The sequence below is a fragment of the Plantibacter lichenum genome (genome assembly GCF_050587525.1).
Lineage (GTDB): Bacteria > Actinomycetota > Actinomycetes > Actinomycetales > Microbacteriaceae > Plantibacter.
In genome coordinates, this window is record NZ_JBOBFT010000001.1 from 465,484 (window position 1) to 482,879 (window position 17,396).

General features: G+C 69.7%; 14 protein-coding genes. 9 read left to right on the forward strand and 5 right to left on the reverse strand.

Annotated features, from left to right (window positions below; genetic code table 11):
• Positions 1-130 precede the first annotated feature (130 nt).
• From ACQ3HB_RS02015 to ACQ3HB_RS02035, 5 genes are all read left to right on the forward strand, one after another.
• Positions 131-1,444, forward strand: coding sequence for an MATE family efflux transporter (locus ACQ3HB_RS02015; protein ID WP_430917258.1), 1,314 nt, complete (start codon positions 131-133; stop codon positions 1,442-1,444).
• A gap of 176 nt (positions 1,445-1,620) precedes the next feature.
• Complete coding sequence (locus ACQ3HB_RS02020) at positions 1,621-2,625, forward strand: ABC transporter ATP-binding protein (RefSeq protein ID WP_430917260.1); 1,005 nt, start codon at positions 1,621-1,623, stop codon at positions 2,623-2,625.
• Positions 2,622-3,497 (forward strand): ABC transporter permease, encoded by an 876-nt coding sequence (locus ACQ3HB_RS02025; protein ID WP_430917261.1) that lies wholly within the window; start codon positions 2,622-2,624, stop codon positions 3,495-3,497. Before ACQ3HB_RS02020 ends, ACQ3HB_RS02025 begins: the two co-directional genes overlap by 4 nt.
• Before the next feature lie 153 nt (positions 3,498-3,650).
• Positions 3,651-5,282, forward strand: a complete 1,632-nt coding sequence (locus ACQ3HB_RS02030) for a histidine kinase (RefSeq protein WP_430917263.1) — start codon at positions 3,651-3,653, stop codon at positions 5,280-5,282.
• Positions 5,279-5,995, forward strand: a complete 717-nt coding sequence (locus ACQ3HB_RS02035; RefSeq protein ID WP_430917264.1) for a response regulator — start codon at positions 5,279-5,281, stop codon at positions 5,993-5,995. Before ACQ3HB_RS02030 ends, ACQ3HB_RS02035 begins: the two co-directional genes overlap by 4 nt.
• A gap of 88 nt (positions 5,996-6,083) precedes the next feature.
• Here the strand turns inward: ACQ3HB_RS02035 and ACQ3HB_RS02040 are convergent, their stop codons facing one another.
• Positions 6,084-7,355 (reverse strand): amidohydrolase, encoded by a 1,272-nt coding sequence (locus tag ACQ3HB_RS02040; RefSeq protein WP_430917266.1) that lies wholly within the window; start codon positions 7,353-7,355, stop codon positions 6,084-6,086.
• A 212-nt stretch (positions 7,356-7,567) separates the two neighbouring features.
• Complete coding sequence (locus ACQ3HB_RS02045; protein ID WP_430917752.1) at positions 7,568-8,629, reverse strand: LacI family DNA-binding transcriptional regulator; 1,062 nt, start codon at positions 8,627-8,629, stop codon at positions 7,568-7,570.
• A 75-nt stretch (positions 8,630-8,704) separates the two neighbouring features.
• Here ACQ3HB_RS02045 and ACQ3HB_RS02050 point away from each other — a divergent pair, with 75 nt between their 5' ends.
• Entirely contained in the window at positions 8,705-9,961 is a 1,257-nt protein-coding gene (locus tag ACQ3HB_RS02050; RefSeq protein ID WP_430917268.1) for an MFS transporter, read from the forward strand.
• A gap of 318 nt (positions 9,962-10,279) precedes the next feature.
• A complete protein-coding gene (gene nucS / locus ACQ3HB_RS02055; RefSeq protein ID WP_430917269.1) occupies positions 10,280-10,975 on the forward strand; it encodes an endonuclease NucS in 696 nt (231 codons plus the stop codon).
• Positions 10,976-11,401: 426 nt separating this feature from the next.
• On the opposite strand, the gene ACQ3HB_RS02060 is transcribed toward nucS, so the two are convergent.
• The 3 genes from ACQ3HB_RS02060 to ACQ3HB_RS02070 all read right to left on the reverse strand — a co-directional run bounded on the left by ACQ3HB_RS02060 (position 11,402) and on the right by ACQ3HB_RS02070 (position 15,199).
• Positions 11,402-13,078 (reverse strand): N-acyl-D-amino-acid deacylase family protein, encoded by a 1,677-nt coding sequence (locus tag ACQ3HB_RS02060; protein ID WP_430917271.1) that lies wholly within the window; start codon positions 13,076-13,078, stop codon positions 11,402-11,404.
• The gene (locus ACQ3HB_RS02065; RefSeq protein WP_430917272.1) at positions 13,075-13,755 is read right to left on the reverse strand and encodes a bifunctional 4-hydroxy-2-oxoglutarate aldolase/2-dehydro-3-deoxy-phosphogluconate aldolase; all 681 of its coding nucleotides are present in this window, start codon (positions 13,753-13,755) and stop codon (positions 13,075-13,077) included. Before ACQ3HB_RS02065 ends, ACQ3HB_RS02060 begins: the two co-directional genes overlap by 4 nt.
• 142 nt (positions 13,756-13,897) lie before the next feature.
• Complete coding sequence (locus ACQ3HB_RS02070; RefSeq protein WP_430917273.1) at positions 13,898-15,199, reverse strand: alanine racemase; 1,302 nt, start codon at positions 15,197-15,199, stop codon at positions 13,898-13,900.
• Between the two features lie 246 nt (positions 15,200-15,445).
• On the opposite strand from ACQ3HB_RS02070, the gene ACQ3HB_RS02075 reads away from it, so the two are divergent.
• Together ACQ3HB_RS02075 and ACQ3HB_RS02080 are read left to right on the forward strand one after the other, a co-directional pair.
• Positions 15,446-16,540, forward strand: coding sequence for a sugar kinase (locus tag ACQ3HB_RS02075; protein ID WP_430917274.1), 1,095 nt, complete (start codon positions 15,446-15,448; stop codon positions 16,538-16,540).
• Positions 16,537-17,364, forward strand: a complete 828-nt coding sequence (locus ACQ3HB_RS02080) for an IclR family transcriptional regulator (RefSeq protein ID WP_430917275.1) — start codon at positions 16,537-16,539, stop codon at positions 17,362-17,364. The genes ACQ3HB_RS02075 and ACQ3HB_RS02080 overlap by 4 nt, the downstream gene beginning before the upstream one ends.
• Positions 17,365-17,396: the final 32 nt, after the last annotated feature.

Below are 17,396 nucleotides of genomic sequence, written 5' to 3' on the forward strand. Positions count from 1 at the left end.
GCGGGCAGCGCGATGCGCTCGCGCGTCCGCGGTGCGGCGCCGTGAGCGCGGGTCGGATCCGGCCCGCGCTCACGGCGGAGGCTCGCGCTCACGTCAGCGCGATGCGGGCGGCTGCCCCTAGGCTCGACGGGTGACTGCTGTGGACCGCGACATCCTCCGGCTGGCGGTGCCCGCGCTCGGGGCACTCGTGGCGGAACCGTTGTTCCTCCTCGCGGACTCGGCCATGATCGGCCACCTCGGCGTCGTGCCCCTCGCTGGACTCGGCGTCGCGAGCGCCGTCCTGCAGACGATCATCGGCCTCATGATCTTCCTCGCCTACGCGACGACGCCCGCGGTCGCACGACGCCTCGGCCACGGCGACGAACGGGGAGCCGTCTCCGTCGGCGTCGACGGCCTGTGGCTCTCACTGAGCCTCGGAGCCGTCATCGCCGCCGCCGGCTGGTTCCTCTCACCCACACTCGTCGGGCTCTTCGGAGCATCCGATGCCGTCGCTCACCAGGCCGACGCGTATCTGGGCATCTCGATGCTCGGCATCCCCGCCATGCTCTTCGTCTTCGCCGCAACCGGTCTCCTCCGCGGCCTGCAGGACACGAAGACGCCGCTGTACGTTGCCGGCGCGGGTTTCGCGGCGAACATCGGGCTCAACTTCCTGTTCATCTACGGCCTGGGGCTCGGCATCGCGGGATCCGCCGTCGGCACCGTCATCGCGCAGTGGGGCATGGTCGTCGCGTACATCGTGGTGATCCTGCGGCACGTCGCGCGCACCGGGGCGAGTCTGCGGCCGCATCGCGCCGGCATCGGCGGGGCTGCCCGATCCGGCATCTGGCTGTTCTTCCGGACGGCGTGGATGCGGGTCGCGATGCTGCTCGCGGTCTTCGTCGCGACGTCGCTCGGCACCGACGAACTCGCCGGATTCCAGGTCGTCATGACGCTCTTCGCGACCCTCGCATTCGCCCTCGACGCACTCGCGATCGCGGCTCAAGCGCTCGTCGGGAAAGGCCTCGGCGCGGGCGATGTCGTAGGCGTGCGCGCCGTCCTCGTCCGCTGCCTCCAGTGGGGCGTCGGCGCCGGCATCGTGCTCGGGGCGGTCGTGGCCGCGACGAGCGGGGTGGTCGGCCTGCTGTTCACGAGCGACCCGGCCATCGCATCGCTCATCCTCCCGAGCGTCCTCGTCCTCGCCGTCTCGACGCCGCTCGCCGGGTTCGTCTTCGTGCTCGACGGGGTGCTCATCGGCGCAGGCGATGCGAGGTACCTCGCGATCACGGGTTTCCTCAACATGGCCGTCTTCATCCCGATGGCCCTCGCCGTCCTCACCTGGGCATCACCCGATGCCGCGGGCCTGGCGTGGCTGAGCGTGGCGTTCCTCTTCGGCTACATCGGCGCCCGTGCCCTGACCCTCGGCCTCCGCGCCCGCACGACGGCCTGGATGCGCACCGGCGTCTAGTCTCACCCTCCCCTTCCCCGCCATCTTCTGCCGAGGGGTCGCAAACTGCGGGTGTCAGACCGCCGGACCCGCAATTTGGGGCCCCTCGGCAGAGGAGAAGGGTCAACCGATCGGTTGATGGGGGATCGGCCGGATGGAGGCTACCGGGGACGGGGCTGGCGGACGACGATAGGGGCATGAGCACAGCACCCATCGTCGAGGTCAGAGACCTCCGCAAGATCTACGCCGGAACACCGGCCGTCGACGGCGTCAGCTTCGACATCGAAGCGGGCGAGACGTTCGCCCTCCTCGGGCCCAACGGCGCCGGCAAGAGCACCACGATCGAGATCCTCGAGGGCTACCGAAGCCGCGACGGCGGCGACGTCCACGTCCTCGGCGTCGATCCGGCCCACGGGGGCCTCGCATGGAAAGCACAGCTCGGCATCGTCCTCCAGTCGAGCGCGGAGGCCGCCAACGTCACCGTCCACGAACAGCTGACCCAGTTCGCCCGCTACTACGCCGACCCCCGCAACGTCGACGAGGTCATCGATGCCGTCGGCCTCACTGCCAAAGCTGGGACCCGCATCGGCAAGCTGTCGGGTGGGCAACGCCGACGCGTCGACGTGGCGCTCGGCGTCATCGGCCGACCGAAACTCCTCTTCCTCGACGAACCGACCACGGGATTCGACCCCGAAGCACGCCGCCAGTTCTGGGACCTCATCCGCGACCTCAAACACCACGGGACCGCGATCCTCCTCACCACCCATTACCTCGACGAGGCCGCGCAACTCGCCGACCGCGCCGGCGTGATCGCCGGCGGACGACTGGTGGAGATCGGAGCGGTCGACGAGATCGGCGGGTCCGATGCGCGGGTGCCGGTCGTGCGATGGCGCGATGCGGACGGCGTGCATGAGGAGCGGACGGCGGAACCCGCGTTGCGCGTTGCCGAACTGGTCCGCGAGGCGGGCGGCGAACCGCGCGACCTCGAAGTGATCCGGCCGAGCCTGGAGGACGTATACCTCGGGCTCGTCGCTCGGGCCGGCGGGGGCGCTGGCCCTTCGACAGGCTCAGGGACCGAGTCGGTCAGTCCCGATGACGGCCCTTCGACAAGCTCAGGGATCGGGTCTGGAAGCGCTGACACCGGGACGACAGACTCCGCGAGAACACCGACGAACGCACCGACCACAGGAGCACGATCATGACCACCACCCGCCCACCGGCACCGGCTCCCGGGAGCGCCACGCTCATCCCCGCGCTGCCCGCAGGTCGCACGCTCTCGCTCGGCGTCAGCCGCATCGCCTACGAGACCCGGATCTACTTCCGCTCCGGCGACCAGGTCTTCTTCACCTTCCTCTTCCCCGTCGTGATGCTCGCGATCTTCTCGACGGCGTTCAGCGCGGTCGGCAAGGTCGGCGCAGCACCCGACGGCACCGGAGGCATCACCCAGGCCGCCTACTACCTGCCCGGGATGATCGCCGCGGGCATCCTCCTCTCCGGCGTCCAGAACCTGGCGACCGACATCGCAACGGAGAAGAGCGACGGCACGCTCAAACGGCTCGGCGGCAGCCCACTGCCCGTCTTCAGCTACTTCCTCGGCAAGATGGGTCAGGTCTTCGTGACGTCGATCCTGCAGATCGCCCTGCTACTGCTCGTCGCGCACGTCGCGTTCGACGTCGCTCTGCCGACAGAACCCGAGAAATGGCTGACGTTCGCGTGGATCTACCTGCTGAGCATCGTGACGTCGGCGGTCCTCGGCATCGCCCTCTCCTCGCTCCCCCGCAGCGGCAAGAGCGCGACGGCCGTGGTGATCCCGATCGTCCTCGTCCTGCAATTCATCTCGGGCGTCTACCTGTCGTTCACGATGCTGCCGACGTGGCTGCAGAACGTGGCAAGCGTGTTCCCGCTCAAGTGGATCGCCCAGGGCATGCGGTCGGTGTTCCTGCCGGAGACCTTCGCGGCTCAGGAGCAGAACGGCGTGTGGGACCTCGGCTGGGTCGGGCTCGTCCTCGCGGTCTGGTGCGTTGCCGGCCTGGTCCTCTGCCGTCTCACCTTCCGCTGGATCCGTCGCCAGTAACGGTCCCATCCCCCATCCCCCATCCCCCATCCTTCTGCCGAGGGGTCGAAAAGTGTGGGTATGGAGCGGGCGACACCCACACTTTGCGACCCCTCGGCAGAAGTGGGTGAGAGAGTGGGGGCGGCAATGACGGCAGTGAAGGGTGCGTGCAGGATGGACGGACGACGATGGTGGGACGCCGCGTTCGGCGGAACAGCGATCGTGGTGGGCGTGGTCGTCTGGCTGAGCGAAGCCGATGACTCCGCCGGGACGATCGGCCGCCTCGGCGCGTGGGCCGTCCTCCTGCTCCTGTGCGCCTGCTACTACACCTTCGGCCGCCGCCAACTCGAGCGCGCATCGTCCGGTTACCTCTTCCAGATCGTCCTCATCGTCGGCGTGGCCGTCGGGGCAGCGTTCTCCCCCAACATGCTCACGATGCAGGTCGTGATGATCCCGCTCCTCTGGGTGCTCACGCATGACACCCGCACCGCGGTGATCCTCAACATCGTGAGCGCCGTCGCCCTCGCGATCGGCTTCACCGTCGGCATCCACGGGTATGAGGGCGCGCTCGCCCAGGCCGCGTTCATCCAGGGCATCAGCCTGGTGTTCAGCATCGCACTCGGCCTCTGGATCTCGCGCATACACGACTACGGCGCGGAGCGGGCACGACTGCTGCAACAGCTGCAGAACGCTCAAGCAGAGACGGAACGGGCCAGTCGCGATGCCGGCGCCGCGGCTGAACGGGAACGCATGGCCCTCGACATCCACGACACGATCGCGCAGAGCTTGACGAGCGTCGTGATGCTGGCGCAACGGGCTCGAGCCGAGTCGCCGGTCGCCCCGGACACGATCGACCTCATCGAGACCACTGCACGCGAGGCCCTCGGGGAGGCCAGGGCGCTCGTCGCGACGAACGCAGGTTTCCCCGCGTCGGATGTCGGACTGCGCGACAGTCTGCTGCGCCTCGCCACACGCTTCCAACGAGAGACGGGCATCGCCGTCACGGTGGAGGCGGGCACGACGCCGCTCCCCCGTCCGATAGAGGTCGTCCTGCTCCGCACCGCGCAAGAGGGGCTGGCGAACGTTCGGAAGCATGCCCGCGCTGCTCGTGTCGTGGTCACGCTGAGCGTCGGATCGGTATATGCCGCTGCCGGAATGTCGGCGATGGACCCGGAGCGAGCAGCGCTGCCCAACGGTGGGAAGGCGAACGATCGTCCGAGCGATGCGCGATCGATGGTGTCGCTCACCGTGCGCGATGACGGCGTCGGGTTCCCGGCGGACGGCGCGACAGGCCGTGGCTTCGGCATCGAGGGGATGCAGAGCCGCGTGGAACTCCTCGGCGGTGGGGTCACGACATCGAATCCGGCAGAAGGAGGTGCGCTCCTGCGGGTGGACGTCCCGTTGATCGGCCACGACGGGACCGCCGCCGGCGCACCGAGCGACGACCGTTCCATCGCCGTGCCCATGCCCATGCCCGTGCCTGTGTCCATGCCCGTGCCCGTGCCGAACGGCAGCGCTCCACCGATCGGATCGGTAAGCGGGCGGGCTGAGGCCGAGACCAGCGATCGGACGAACGCGCGGCTGCTCGCCGCGTCGGTCGCCGAGCACCTCCGCACGGCGCGGTCGACCCGTGTTCCCCACGAACCAGACCCACGCGGTCCCGCCATCGATCCCGGTCCCCTCGGACGCCTCGGGCGCATCTCAGATCCGAACGGGCGAGTGGATCCAGCACCGAACGTCCACGCGGAACCCGCGTCGACACCCGGCGACGCCCACATCCCCGACCCTGAAAGCACCACACCATGAGCGACATCGGCAGGCCGTCGACAGCGGCAGACGCGGCGATCGATCCGTCCGGGGCGCCTGACCCCGCCCCCATCCGCGTCCTCGTGGCGGACGACCACCCCATCGTGCGGGGCGGGATCGTCGGCCTTCTGGGCCGGGCGGACGACATCGACGTGATCGCCGAGGCATCGGACGGCGCAGAAGCGGTCCGGCTCGCGACCGAGCTCCGACCCGACCTCGTCCTCATGGATCTGCGGATGCCGCTGCTGTCGGGCGCCGAGGCGACCGCGCGCATCATCGCATCGCTGCCCGACGTTCGCGTCCTGATCCTCACGACGTACGAGACGGACGATGACATCCTCGGCGCGATCGAAGCGGGTGCGAGCGGCTATCTGTTAAAGGCGGCGCCGCAGGAGGAGATCCTCGCGGGCATCCGGTCCGTCGTCGGCGGTCGGACCGTCCTGGCGCCGGAGATCGCGGCGAAGCTCGTCGACCGAATGCGCTCCGGAGCCGGAAGCGCGGCCTCTGCGACGCCCGAGCGACCGCTGCTGAGCGCGCGGGAGCTGGAAGTCCTCCGGCTCGTCGCCGCGGGGACGAGCAACCCGAAGATCGCCCGGGCGCTGTTCATCTCGGAGGCGACCGTGAAGACGCATCTGCTGCACGTCTTCGAGAAGCTGGGCGTCAACGATCGCACCCGCGCCGTCACCCTCGCGCTCGAGCGAGGCATCCTGTAGTCCTGCTCTTCTGCCGAGGTGTCGCAACGTGCGGGTGCTGTCGGCGCTGACCCACACGTTGCGCCCCCTCGGCAGAAGAGTGGTGGAGTCAGGAAGCTGCGAGGGCGGCTGGGGTGAGGTGCTCCAGGGCGGCGACGGCGAGCGCGGCGATGCCCGTGTCGAGCGTCGGGCGGATGAGCGGCGCGAACTTCGAGGAGTGGTTGCCCGGGATGTCCTGCTCCATCCGACCGGACGCGAACGCACGCTCGAAGACGACGGGATCGGCGCCACCGAGGATCCAGTAGACGAGCGGCGCGCCGGCCGCGGTCGACAGGTTCCCGACGTCCTCACTGCCCGTCACGAGACCGGGATCGACGATGCGCTGCGTACCGAACTCGGTGACGAACGCCGCGGTCACACTCGCGGTCGCCTCCGGATCGTTCACGAGCACGGGATACGACTCGACCGACACGATCTCCGGTTCCCGCTCCGCCCCCGACGCCTCAGCCTCAGCACGCACGATCCGCTCGACCGACCCCATGACGCGATCACGCACATGCGTCTCGTAGCTGCGGATGCTGAGACCGAGGACGGCGGTGTCCGCGATGATGTTGCTCTTCGTGCCCGCGTGCAGCGTGCCGACGCTCACGACGGCGGTGTCCGTCCCGGCGACCTCTCGCGACACGATCGTCTGCAAGCGCATGACGGTCGCGGCCGCCATCACGATCGGATCGATCGTCGACTGCGGACGCGAACCGTGCCCGCCCTTGCCGTGCAGGGTGATCTCAAGGGCGTCTGCCGCCGCGAACGACGGACCCGAGTGGGTCCCGATGACACCGGCCGGGAGCGGCCCGACATGCTGGCCGAGCACGATGTCCGGCTTCGGGATACGGCCGTAGAGACCGTCATCGACCATCTCCTGCGCCCCGCCGCCGTGCTCCTCGGCCGGCTGGAAGAGCACGACGAGGGTTCCGGACCAGGTGTCGGCGCGCTCCACGAGCAGTCGAGCCGCGCCGATCAGACAGGTCACGTGGACGTCGTGTCCGCACGCGTGCATCACCCCGACGTCGTTGCCGTCCGGATCGATGCCGCGAACGACACTCGCGTAGTCGAGCCCCGTGTCCTCGACGACGGGCAGGCCGTCCATGTCGGCGCGCAGCAGGACCGTCGGCCCCTCACCGTTCTCGAGGACGCCGACGACACCCGTGCGACCGATCCCGGTGGTGACCGTGTAGCCGAGGGCGCCGATGCGGTCCGCGACGATGCCGGCGGTCCGATGCTCCTCGAACGACAACTCCGGATTGGCGTGCAGATCTCGGTACAGCGCTTCGACATCGGTAGCGATCGCGGATGCGGCGGCTGAGACGGACTGGGACGGCATTGATCCTCCTTGCGACGGTTCGACCAGCTTAGGCCGGGCGTCCGCGGAAGTCTCGGGTGGGCGTGGTCCGTCGTCCCCGCCCTCCCTGGGTGCACAATTCCGGAGAAGGTGTGACAGGAGTGACGATTGAGGCCGAATTCGGCCGATTTCGTCACTCGTGTCACACGAATTCCGGAATTGTGCTCAATCGAGGGAGGTAGACCGGGGCAGGATCAGCGGGCGGGCGGAGCCGTCGTCGCGCCACGGTGGAATCGCACGCCGAAGGACTCTGGAGCGGGATCGCGGCCGTCGAGCATCGCGATGACCGCACGGCCCGCCGCAGCGCCCTTCTCGCGGGACGGCTGCCAGACGGTCGTGAGGTCGTCGTCCAAGCCGTCGACGCGGATCCCGTCGAACCCGACGACGCTCAACTCCTCCGGGATCGCGATGCCGAGCTCCCCGGCAGCGCGGATCACGCCAGCGGCGAGCAGGTCGCTCTGCGCGATGATCGCCGTGGGTCGCAGATCCGGGGCGACGTCGAGCAGTTCGTGGGCGGCCGTCCGCCCCTCCTCGAGGGAGCTCCCGGCGGTCACGAAAACGGGGACGTCCGGGTAGACGTCGCGCGCACCGGCCAGGCGGTCGATCGTGGGGACGGTCGTGGCGGTGGCCTCACCCTCCGCCGTGATCGGCCCGCGGATGCGCGACTCGTCCAGGTGCAGCGCGACGACCGCGACGTCACGATGGCCGAGGTCGGCCAGATGCTGCGCGATCTCGCGTGATCCGCCCCGGTTGTCGACGCCGACGTCCGGCACCCCGAGCCCCTCGTGCCCCTCGATCGAGACGACGGGCATGCCGCGGCGGGTGAGGATGTGGACGGTCGTGTCGAGGACCGGACTGCACCCGATGAGGACGACGCCGTCCATGGGTGCGTTGGACAGCTTCGCGACGCCGTCCTCGGCATCGTTCAGGAGGAGGAGTCCTGCGCCGGCCTCACCGAGCTCTTCGGCCAGGCCGTCGAGCAGTTGGACCATCACGGGATCACGGAACGAGTCGCGGATGCGGCCACCGACGACGGCGCCGACGATGCCGCTGCGCCCGCGCCTCAGCGAGGCCGCCCGGGGATCGGGGCCCGCGTAGTCCAGCTCGGCGGCGGCGGCGAGCACCCGCTCGCGCGTCGCATCGGACACGGGACCGGAGCCGCTGAAGGCGAGCGACGCCGTCGATGGCGAGACGCCTGCGCGTTCGGCGACATCGGCCAGCGTCGGGCGTCCTGCACGTGTTTCCGGGTCCACGATCTGCTAGCTTAGTCGACGGAATCGAATCGATTCGATTCCGCCTCCACCCTCCCGAACCCGAGCGCCAGGATCCACGTGTCAGAGCCGACTCCCACCAGCCCGACCACCGTGCGACCACGCCGCGAACTCATCGCGTGGCGCAACGCCGTCTTCGTGGTGTTCACGCTCAGCGGGCTGAGCATCGCGACCTGGGTGTCCCGGCTCCCCGCCATCCGCGACAGCCTCGGATTCAGCACCGGCGAGATCGGCCTCCTCATCCTCGGGATGTCGATCGGTTCCATCCTCGGTCTCATCGCATCCCCGCCGCTCCTCGCGCGCCTCGGCCCGCGCCGCGGCATGGCGACGGCACTCTGCATCGTCGCGGTCGGGCTCCTCTTCATCGGCTTCGGGTCCTCCGTGATCCCCGCCGCAGGTGTCGTCCTCATCGGCCTGATCCTCTTCGGCTTCGGCAACGGCAGCGTCGACGTCATGATGAACGTCGAAGGCGCCGCCGCCGAGAAGGAACTCGGCAAGACCGTCATGCCGCTCATGCACGCGTGCTTCAGCCTCGGCACGGTCATCGGCGCCGGCATCGGCGCGTTCGCCGCGGCGATCGCCCTGCCCGTCTTCTGGCACACGGTCGTGATGGCCGCGCTCATCGCCGGAACGGTCATCGTCACCGTGCGGTTCGTCCCGATCCGCGAAGGCCTCGGCGACGAGGACCGCGAGCACTCGCACCGCAGCGACTGGAAGCAGCGGCTGAAGGCGAACCTCGCCGTGTGGGCGGACGTCCGCCTCATCTTCATCGGCGTGATCATGCTCGGGATGGCGTTTGCCGAAGGCAGCGCGAACGACTGGATGACGCTCGCCGTCGTCGACGGTCACGACCAGGCCGATGCCGTCGGCGCCCTCGTGTTCGGAGCATTCGTGAGTGCGATGACCGCTGGTCGCGTGCTCGGCGGACCGCTCATCGACCGGTTCGGGCGCGTCATCGTGCTGCAGGTGTCGGCGGGAACGGCGATCGTCGGCCTCCTCATGTTCATCCTCGCCGAACCGACCTGGCTCATGATCGTCGGCGCCGTCCTCTGGGGCGTCGGCTGCTCGCTCGGGTTCCCGGTGGGCATGTCGGCCGCGGCCGACGACTCGCGCAACGCTGCCGCTCGGGTCAGCGCCGTCGCGATGATCGGCTACTGCGCGTTCCTCGTCGGCCCGCCGCTCATCGGCATGCTCGGCGACCACATCGGCATCCTCAACGCGCTGTTCGTCGTGCTCGGACTCATCGTGCTCGCCGGGCTCGCGTCCCCCGCCGCGCGTGAGGCGTCCCGTCGGCGTTCCGCCGCCCCCACCTCCTAGCCTGCTTCCCGGACCGGGCTCTCGGTGATTGCACAATTCAGGAACTTCTGCACAATTCAGGATGATCCAGCCCGACACGCCGATCGATCGTCCTGAATCCTGCAATTCCTCCTGAATTGTGCAACCGCCGAGGGGCGGGTCGGTCCGGGGGCGGTCGGGGTGCGCGAAGGCAGACACGATCGACCGATGGGACGACGGGCGTCGAGCACCGAACAACGGATGACGGATCGCAAGCATCGAACGCAAGACGACGGATGACGGATCGCGCTGCGGCAGTGGACGGAACGCGCGGCGAGCACGGGACGGTAGGCTCGACGCGTGCGTTTGGTGATTGCAGAGTGCTCGGTCGATTACGCGGGACGGCTCAGCGCCCACCTCCCGCTGGCGCGTCGACTCCTGATGGTGAAGAACGACGGCAGCCTGCTCGTCCACTCCGACGGCGGCTCCTACAAGCCACTCAACTGGATGAGCCCGCCCTGCACCCTCACCGAGCTCGAGCCGGACGATGACCAGGCCGCCGCGGGCATCACGCAGCTGTGGAAGGTCACGCACAAGAAGACCGGCGATGCGCTCGTCGTCTCCATCCACGAAGTGCACCACGACAGCGCGCACGAACTCGGCGTCGACCCCGGTCTCCAGAAGGACGGCGTCGAAGCGCACCTGCAGAAGCTCCTCGCCGAGCAGATCGAACTCCTCGGCGACGGCTACCGGCTGATCCGCCGTGAGTACATGACGGCGATCGGGCCCGTCGACATCCTCGCGACCGACGAGAACGGCGCATCGGTCGCCGTCGAGCTGAAGCGCCGAGGCGACATCGACGGCGTCGAACAGCTGACGCGGTACCTCGAGCTCATGAACCGCGATCCGCTGCTCGCGCCCGTCCAGGGCGTCTTCGCAGCGCAGGAGATCAAGCCGCAGGCGCGCACGCTCGCGAAGGATCGCGGCATCCGATGCGTCACGCTCGACTACGACGCGATGCGCGGCCTCGACGACAGCGAGTCCCGACTCTTCTAGCGCCGCGGGGCGATCGAGCCCCGTCGCCGTCGGGCTGCTGCACGCCCGGCCCCGGTGTGCACAATTCCGGAAAACGTGTGACAGGAGTGACGATTTCGGCGGTTTTCGGCCGTTTTCGTCACATCAGCCCCACCTTCTCCGGAATTCCGAACAACGGGGCGTGCAGAATTCAGGAGGATTTGCAGAATTCAGGATCGATGGACGGCGCGCCGCCCGAGATCATCCTGAATTGTGCAGAAGTTCCTGAATTGTGAAAGCAAGCGGGGCGGGTGCGCAGTGCGGGTACTGGCCGGCGGAGCAGGCCCGGGCAGGACAGGACAGACGGGGCAGACGGGGCAGACGGGGCAGACGGGGCAGGACAGGACAGACGGGGCAGACGGGACAGACGGGTCAGACGGGACAGACGGGTCAGACGGGTCAGACGGGTCAAGAGGCGACCGGGCGATGCCGGAGGGCGCGTCCGGGCGTCGCCGCGGTACGGACGCCGTTCGCGATGACGGGCACGCCACCGACGAACACCCACGGAATACCGGCCGCCTGTTGGCGAGGTTCGGCGAACGTCGCACGATCGGCAACGGTTGACGGGTCGAACAGCACGAGGTCCGCGACTGCACCGACGCGCAGGACCCCACGATCGGCCAGGCCGAGACGCGCGGCCGGACGCGACGTGAAGTGCGCCACGGCGTCCTCCAGCCCGAGCACCCCCTCCTCGCGGACGTAGTGCCCGAGGAACCGCGGGAACGTGCCCCACGAACGCGGATGCGGCTTCGCGCCGACGAGGATGCCGTCACTGCCGCCCGTGTGCCGAGGGTGGTCCATCATCGTCCGCACGTTCGCCTCGTCGCCCACGTGCTGCAGGATGCCCGTCGCCAGGCGGTCCTGCTGGAGGATCGCGAAGAAGACACCGGTCGGATCGTCGATGGGCCACGACGACGCGACCGATGCAGAGACGCCAGCAGGCACGGAAGCGGCGAGGTCCGCGATGGTCCGACCCACGATGCCGGCGAGCGCAGGAGTCTGCACGCCGGAGATCTCGATCGTCGCCCAGTCGGTCACGACGCCGTGGCAGCCGTCGGTGCCGGTGACCTCGAGTTCGTGCCGGACGAGCGCCTGGATCGCGGGGTCGCGGAGGCGTTCGAGGGTCGCGTCGGGCCCGTCGGCGGCAGCCCAGCTGGGCAGCAGCGCGGAGAGCGTCGTGGAGCCGGGGAGGTAGGGGTAGGTGTCGAAGGTGATGTCGATGCCGTCGGCGGCCGCGTCATCGATCAACCGCACGAGTTCCGCCGCGCGGCCGGCATTGACCCCGAAGTTCATGGTCGCGTGCGTGAGGTGGAGGGCCGCGCCCGAACGGCGACTGACCTCCACCATCTCCGCGTACGCCTCGAGCGCGCCGCGACCGTACGAGCGCTGATGCGGCGCGTAGAAGCCGTCGAACTCGGCGACCGTCTCGCACAGCGCGACGAGCTCGGCCGTGTCGGCGAACATCCCGGGCACGTAGGTGAGCCCGGACGACATGCCGAACGCGCCCTCTCGCATCCCATCGGCGACGAGGCCGCGCATCCGTTCGATCTCGTCCGGCGTCGCGGCCCGATCCTCGTTGCCGACGACCGCCATCCGCACACTGCCCTGCGGCACGAGGTACGCGACGTTGAGCGCGGCCCCGCGGTCGATGCGGTCGAGGTACTCGCCGACGCTCCGCCACGCGAAGTCGACATCGTCCGGAGCGCCGTTCCATCCGGTGATCTGGCGGCGGAGGACCGCCATCGTCTCGTCCGTCGTCGGCGCGTAGGACAGCCCGTCCTGCCCGAGGACCTCGGTCGTGATCCCCTGTGAGACCTTGGCGATGTGGGCGGGATCACGCAGAACGGCGAGGTCCGAGTGGGCGTGCATGTCGATGAACCCGGGCGCGATCGCGAGACCGGCCGCGTCGAGCACGAGGATGTCGGCACCGGCGGCACGCGCGTCGGCACGCTCCACCGGCACGTCGATCCGGCCTCCGATCGCGGTGATGCGCCCGTCCTCCACGAGCACGTCGCCCACGGTGCTCGGCGCGCCCGTGCCGTCGATGATGCTGGCGTCGCGGATGAGCACCGTGTGCGTGGTCATCGTGCTGTCGAACCGGTCCCGACGGACCGCCCCGTCCCGACGGCCTGTTCTGACCCCAGCGCCGCAGCGGTGAACTCGGCGGCGGCGGCGCGGATGCCGTCCCAGTCCGCGGCGGCGACCGCTGCGGCCCCGACGACACTGGACCCGGCCGTCACGGCGGAGGCGCCGGCATCGATGTACTCACGGGCGTTGCCGGCGTGCAGGCCTCCCGACGGGACGAGTGTGACGTTCGGGAACGGCCCGCGCAGGTCCTTCAGGAACCCGGATCCCATCGTGCCGGCGGGGAAGATCTTGACGGCCTCAGAACCGAGGTCGAGTGCCTGCATGAGTTCACTCGGCGTCATCGCACCGAGGAGGAACGGGATCCCGGCGGCCGTAGCGACATCAGCGACCGCGGCGCTCAGGCCAGGCGTCACGATGAACTGGGCGCCTGCGTCGATGGCGCGGCGGGCGGTGTCCGCATCGGTCACGGTCCCCGCTCCGATGATCGCGCCGTGCTCGGACGCAGCATCGGCCGCTTCCCGGATGAGCGCTTCGACGCCGGGCGTCGTGAAGGTGAACTCGACGCTGCGGATGCCGCCCTCGGCGAGCGCCCGGCAGAGCTCCACCGGGCTGGGGATCTGCGGGACGCGCACGACGGCGATCGCGCGGTCTTCGTACAGTTCGCTGAGGGTCACGGTGTTCTCCTGGTTTCCAGCCCGATGCGATGGGGCGGACGGTTGGCGGGGCGGTCGGGGTGGAGCGGGCGAGGCGGGATGGAGCGGGTCGGGTCGACGGAGCGGGTTGCCGGGATGGAGCGGGCGGTCGGGCACGACCCCGCTAGCCGAAGGTGGTCGTGAGCGCGTCGACCGCGCTCGGCGACGGCAGGCGGACGTCGTCGATCACGATGAGCGCACGCCACTTGTCGAACGTCGTGCAGGGGTGCGAGAGGCCGAGGCGGACGACATCGCCCACCTGGAGCTCGCTGTCGGCGGGGAGGGCGACGAAGCTGTGCTGGTCGTTCATCGCCGTGATGGTCGCGCCGTCGAGGGGTTCGAGGTCAGCGCTGCCGAAGCGGCGGAAGCCCTGCACCTCCGGCAGTCCTTCGTCGAACGGGAAGTCGCGCTTGCCTCCGTCGACGAGGGCGAGCCCCGGTTCTGGACGCGAGACGACGGTCGCCCAGCCGTGGATCGCGGACCGGAATTCGCCTCTGCCGTCGCGGCCGAGCGGCGTGATCCCGCGGTAGAAGCCGTCGTCGTGGGTGATGTACGCGCCGGAGCGGAGGATGACGTCGGTTGCGATGCCACGTGCGCCGGCCAGGTCGCGGCGGGGTGCGAGGACCTCCGCGACGACGTCGAAGTACGCGCTGCCGCCGGCTGTGACGATGACGGTTCCGACGCGCTGGTCGTAGAGTCCCTCGGCACGGAGGGTGTCGTCGAAGTCGCCGAGTGCGATGAGGTACTCGCGGACGATCTGGAGGGATGCGTCGTCGCCGTGGTGCGCGAGGGCTCCCTCGTAGCCGCTGACGCCGGCCAGCGCGAGCGACGGCCGGGCAGCGACGGCCCGAGCGATCTCGAGAGCCGCTTCCTGGGTGCGGGCGCCGGTCCGTCCGCCGGTCGCGCCGAGCTCGACGAGCACGTGGAGCGGGCGGCGGTGTGCGCCGGCCTCCAGCACGGACGCCGTGATCTCGACCGCACGGAGGGAGTCCGCCCACACGACGATCTCGGCGTCACCTGCGTCGAGCGCTGCGCCGACGAGCCGCAGGTACTCGGGCTGGACGAGCGCATTCGCGAGCATGATGCGCGGGATGCCCCAGTCGAGCGCGATGCTCAGCTGCCACGGCGTCGCGACCGTGATCCCCCACGCGCCCGCATCGAGCTGCCGCTGCCAGAGCGCGCGGTTCATCGTCGTCTTGCCGTGGGGCGCGATGCCGACGCCCGCCTGCGCGCACCAGGCCCGCATCGTCTCCACGTTGTCCGTCACGGCGGCGCGGTCGACGGTCACGAGCGGCGTCGTGAAGGTCGCGAGCGCCGGCTGCTCGGCGAGGAACTCGGCCGCGTCGCGCGCGAAGGCGACCGGAGGGAAGCCTTTGAGGGATCCGCCGGTGACGCCGAGGGCTGCTGCATCGAATGCTTCGGTCATGATCTCCTCGAGCTGGTCCTCGGGCCGGGTCGCCCTCGGTGAACGGGACCCCTCCGTGGGTTCGGGGACCGATTCACGCATGTTGCGCTATTCGCAACGCATGTTGCGCTTGATGCTACGTATGTTCTAGCATCGTGGGCGGAAGCCGTCAACCTGCCGGCGACCGGAGCGCGACGGACTCGCGCCGCAGAACGACAGGTGAGTACAGTGCCGTCCACCCCCGCTCAGCCGACACACGTCGCCACCGTGAGCACCATCGGGGAAGCCATGGTCGTGCTCCTCCCCGAAGGCCAACGGCCCCTCGTCGAGACGCGCCGCTTCGACACGGCCATCGGCGGCGCCGAATTCAACGTCGCCTCCAGCCTGGCACGCCTCGGCGCCCCCGCACACTGGTTGTCGAGACTCGGCGATGACGGCTTCGGCGAGTACATCCTCGAAGTCGCCAGAGAGGCCGGAGTCGCCGTCGACGCCGTCGAGATCGATGCGGCCCGCTCCACCGGGATCTACGTGAAGGAGACCGTCACCGACGCGGACGGCTCCCGCAGCCCGCGCATGCACTACTACCGGACCGGCTCCGCGGCGTCGGTCATCACCAGCGGGTACTTCGATCGGGCGGAGTCACGCGCCGTCTTCGCCGCCTCGGCGATCGTCCACACCTCCGGCATCACCCCTGCGCTCTCCGACGACACCGCCGAAGCCGTCCGGGACCTCCGCGCGCACCTCGCCCCGCAGAGTTCCCTGAGCGTCGACCTCAACTACCGCCCGCGACTCTGGACGGACCAGTCCACGGATCCCCTCCTCCGTCTCATCGGACAGGCCGACCTCCTCTTCCTCGGCGTCGACGAATCCGAGGCGTTCTTCGGACACGCCGACGCCGCACGCCTGTTCGCCGACTACCCGCGACTCACCCGCATCGTCTTCAAGAACGATGCGACGAGCGCGATCACCGTCCACCGGGACGGCCCGACCCACGAGGTGCCGTGCCTCACGGTCGACGTCGTCGAGACGGTCGGAGCGGGCGATGCGTTCGCGGCCGGCTACCTCTACGGGGTGGCGGCGGGGCTCGACGACGTGGCGGCAACTCGTATCGGCCATGCGACCGCCGCCAGCACCCTCATCTGCCACGGCGACCGTCCGGACCACGTCCCGGCCCCCCACGAGCTGCGGACCGTCATCGCCGCCTCCGACGACGAGTGGGCGGGATGGCGCGTGTCCGCGGACCGACCGTTCCCGTGGGCCGCGGGCGGGGCAGGCGAGGCCGACGGCAGCGTCCGGGGATCCAACGACGGCGCCGCCGGACGCGGGACAATCGCGGTGGAGCAGAGGACAATGGGCGCATGAGCCAGTCCCTCTCTCGCGCCCTCGACCTCCTCGGCGAGATCGTCTCGGGCAACAACTCGCTCGACGGCATGTCGACGGTCGCCGGCGTGCACAAGACCACGGTCCTGCGTCTGCTCAACACGCTCGAGGAGCACGGCTTCGTGACGCGCGACGGCTCGTTCCGCTACCACCTCGGGCGCGCGATGTTCGACCTGACGCAGACGGCGCTCGAGGACCAGGACGTCCGCCGGGTCGCCTCACCACACCTCCGTGCGCTCGGCGGGACGACCGGCCAGACCGTGCACCTCGCCGCCTACGACGGCGGGTCCGTCTTCTACATCGACAAGGTCGAGTCCCGTCAGCCGTTGCGCATGTACTCGCGCGTCGGGCTCCCCGCATCGCTCTACGCGACGGGTGTGGCCAAGGTCCTGCTCGGCGGGCTCGATCCGGTCGAGCGTCGGCGCATCGTCGACGGCATCACCTTCGAGGCGTACACGGAGAAGACGATCGTGACCGCCGAGGACCTCCTCGCCGAGATCGATCGCTCCGCAGCACGCGGATGGGCGGAGGACCACGAGGAGCACGAGAGCTTCATGAACTGCATCGCCGCTCCCGTGTTCGGGCCGGACGGGCGCATCGCTGCAGCCGTGTCGATCTCCGTGCCGACCGCTGTCCTCCCCCACAGCGGCGTACGTGCGCTCCTGCCGCAACTGTTGGAGGCGACCGCGGCGATCTCCGCCGACCTCGGGTACTCGCCTGCGCCCGTCGCGTCGCCCACCCCGCTCGCGTCGCCCAACCCGCTGGCGTCGCCCACCCGTGCCGCATCGCCGACTTCCGCCCACTGAGCCCGTACCCGGTCACTGAGCCTGTCGCCCTT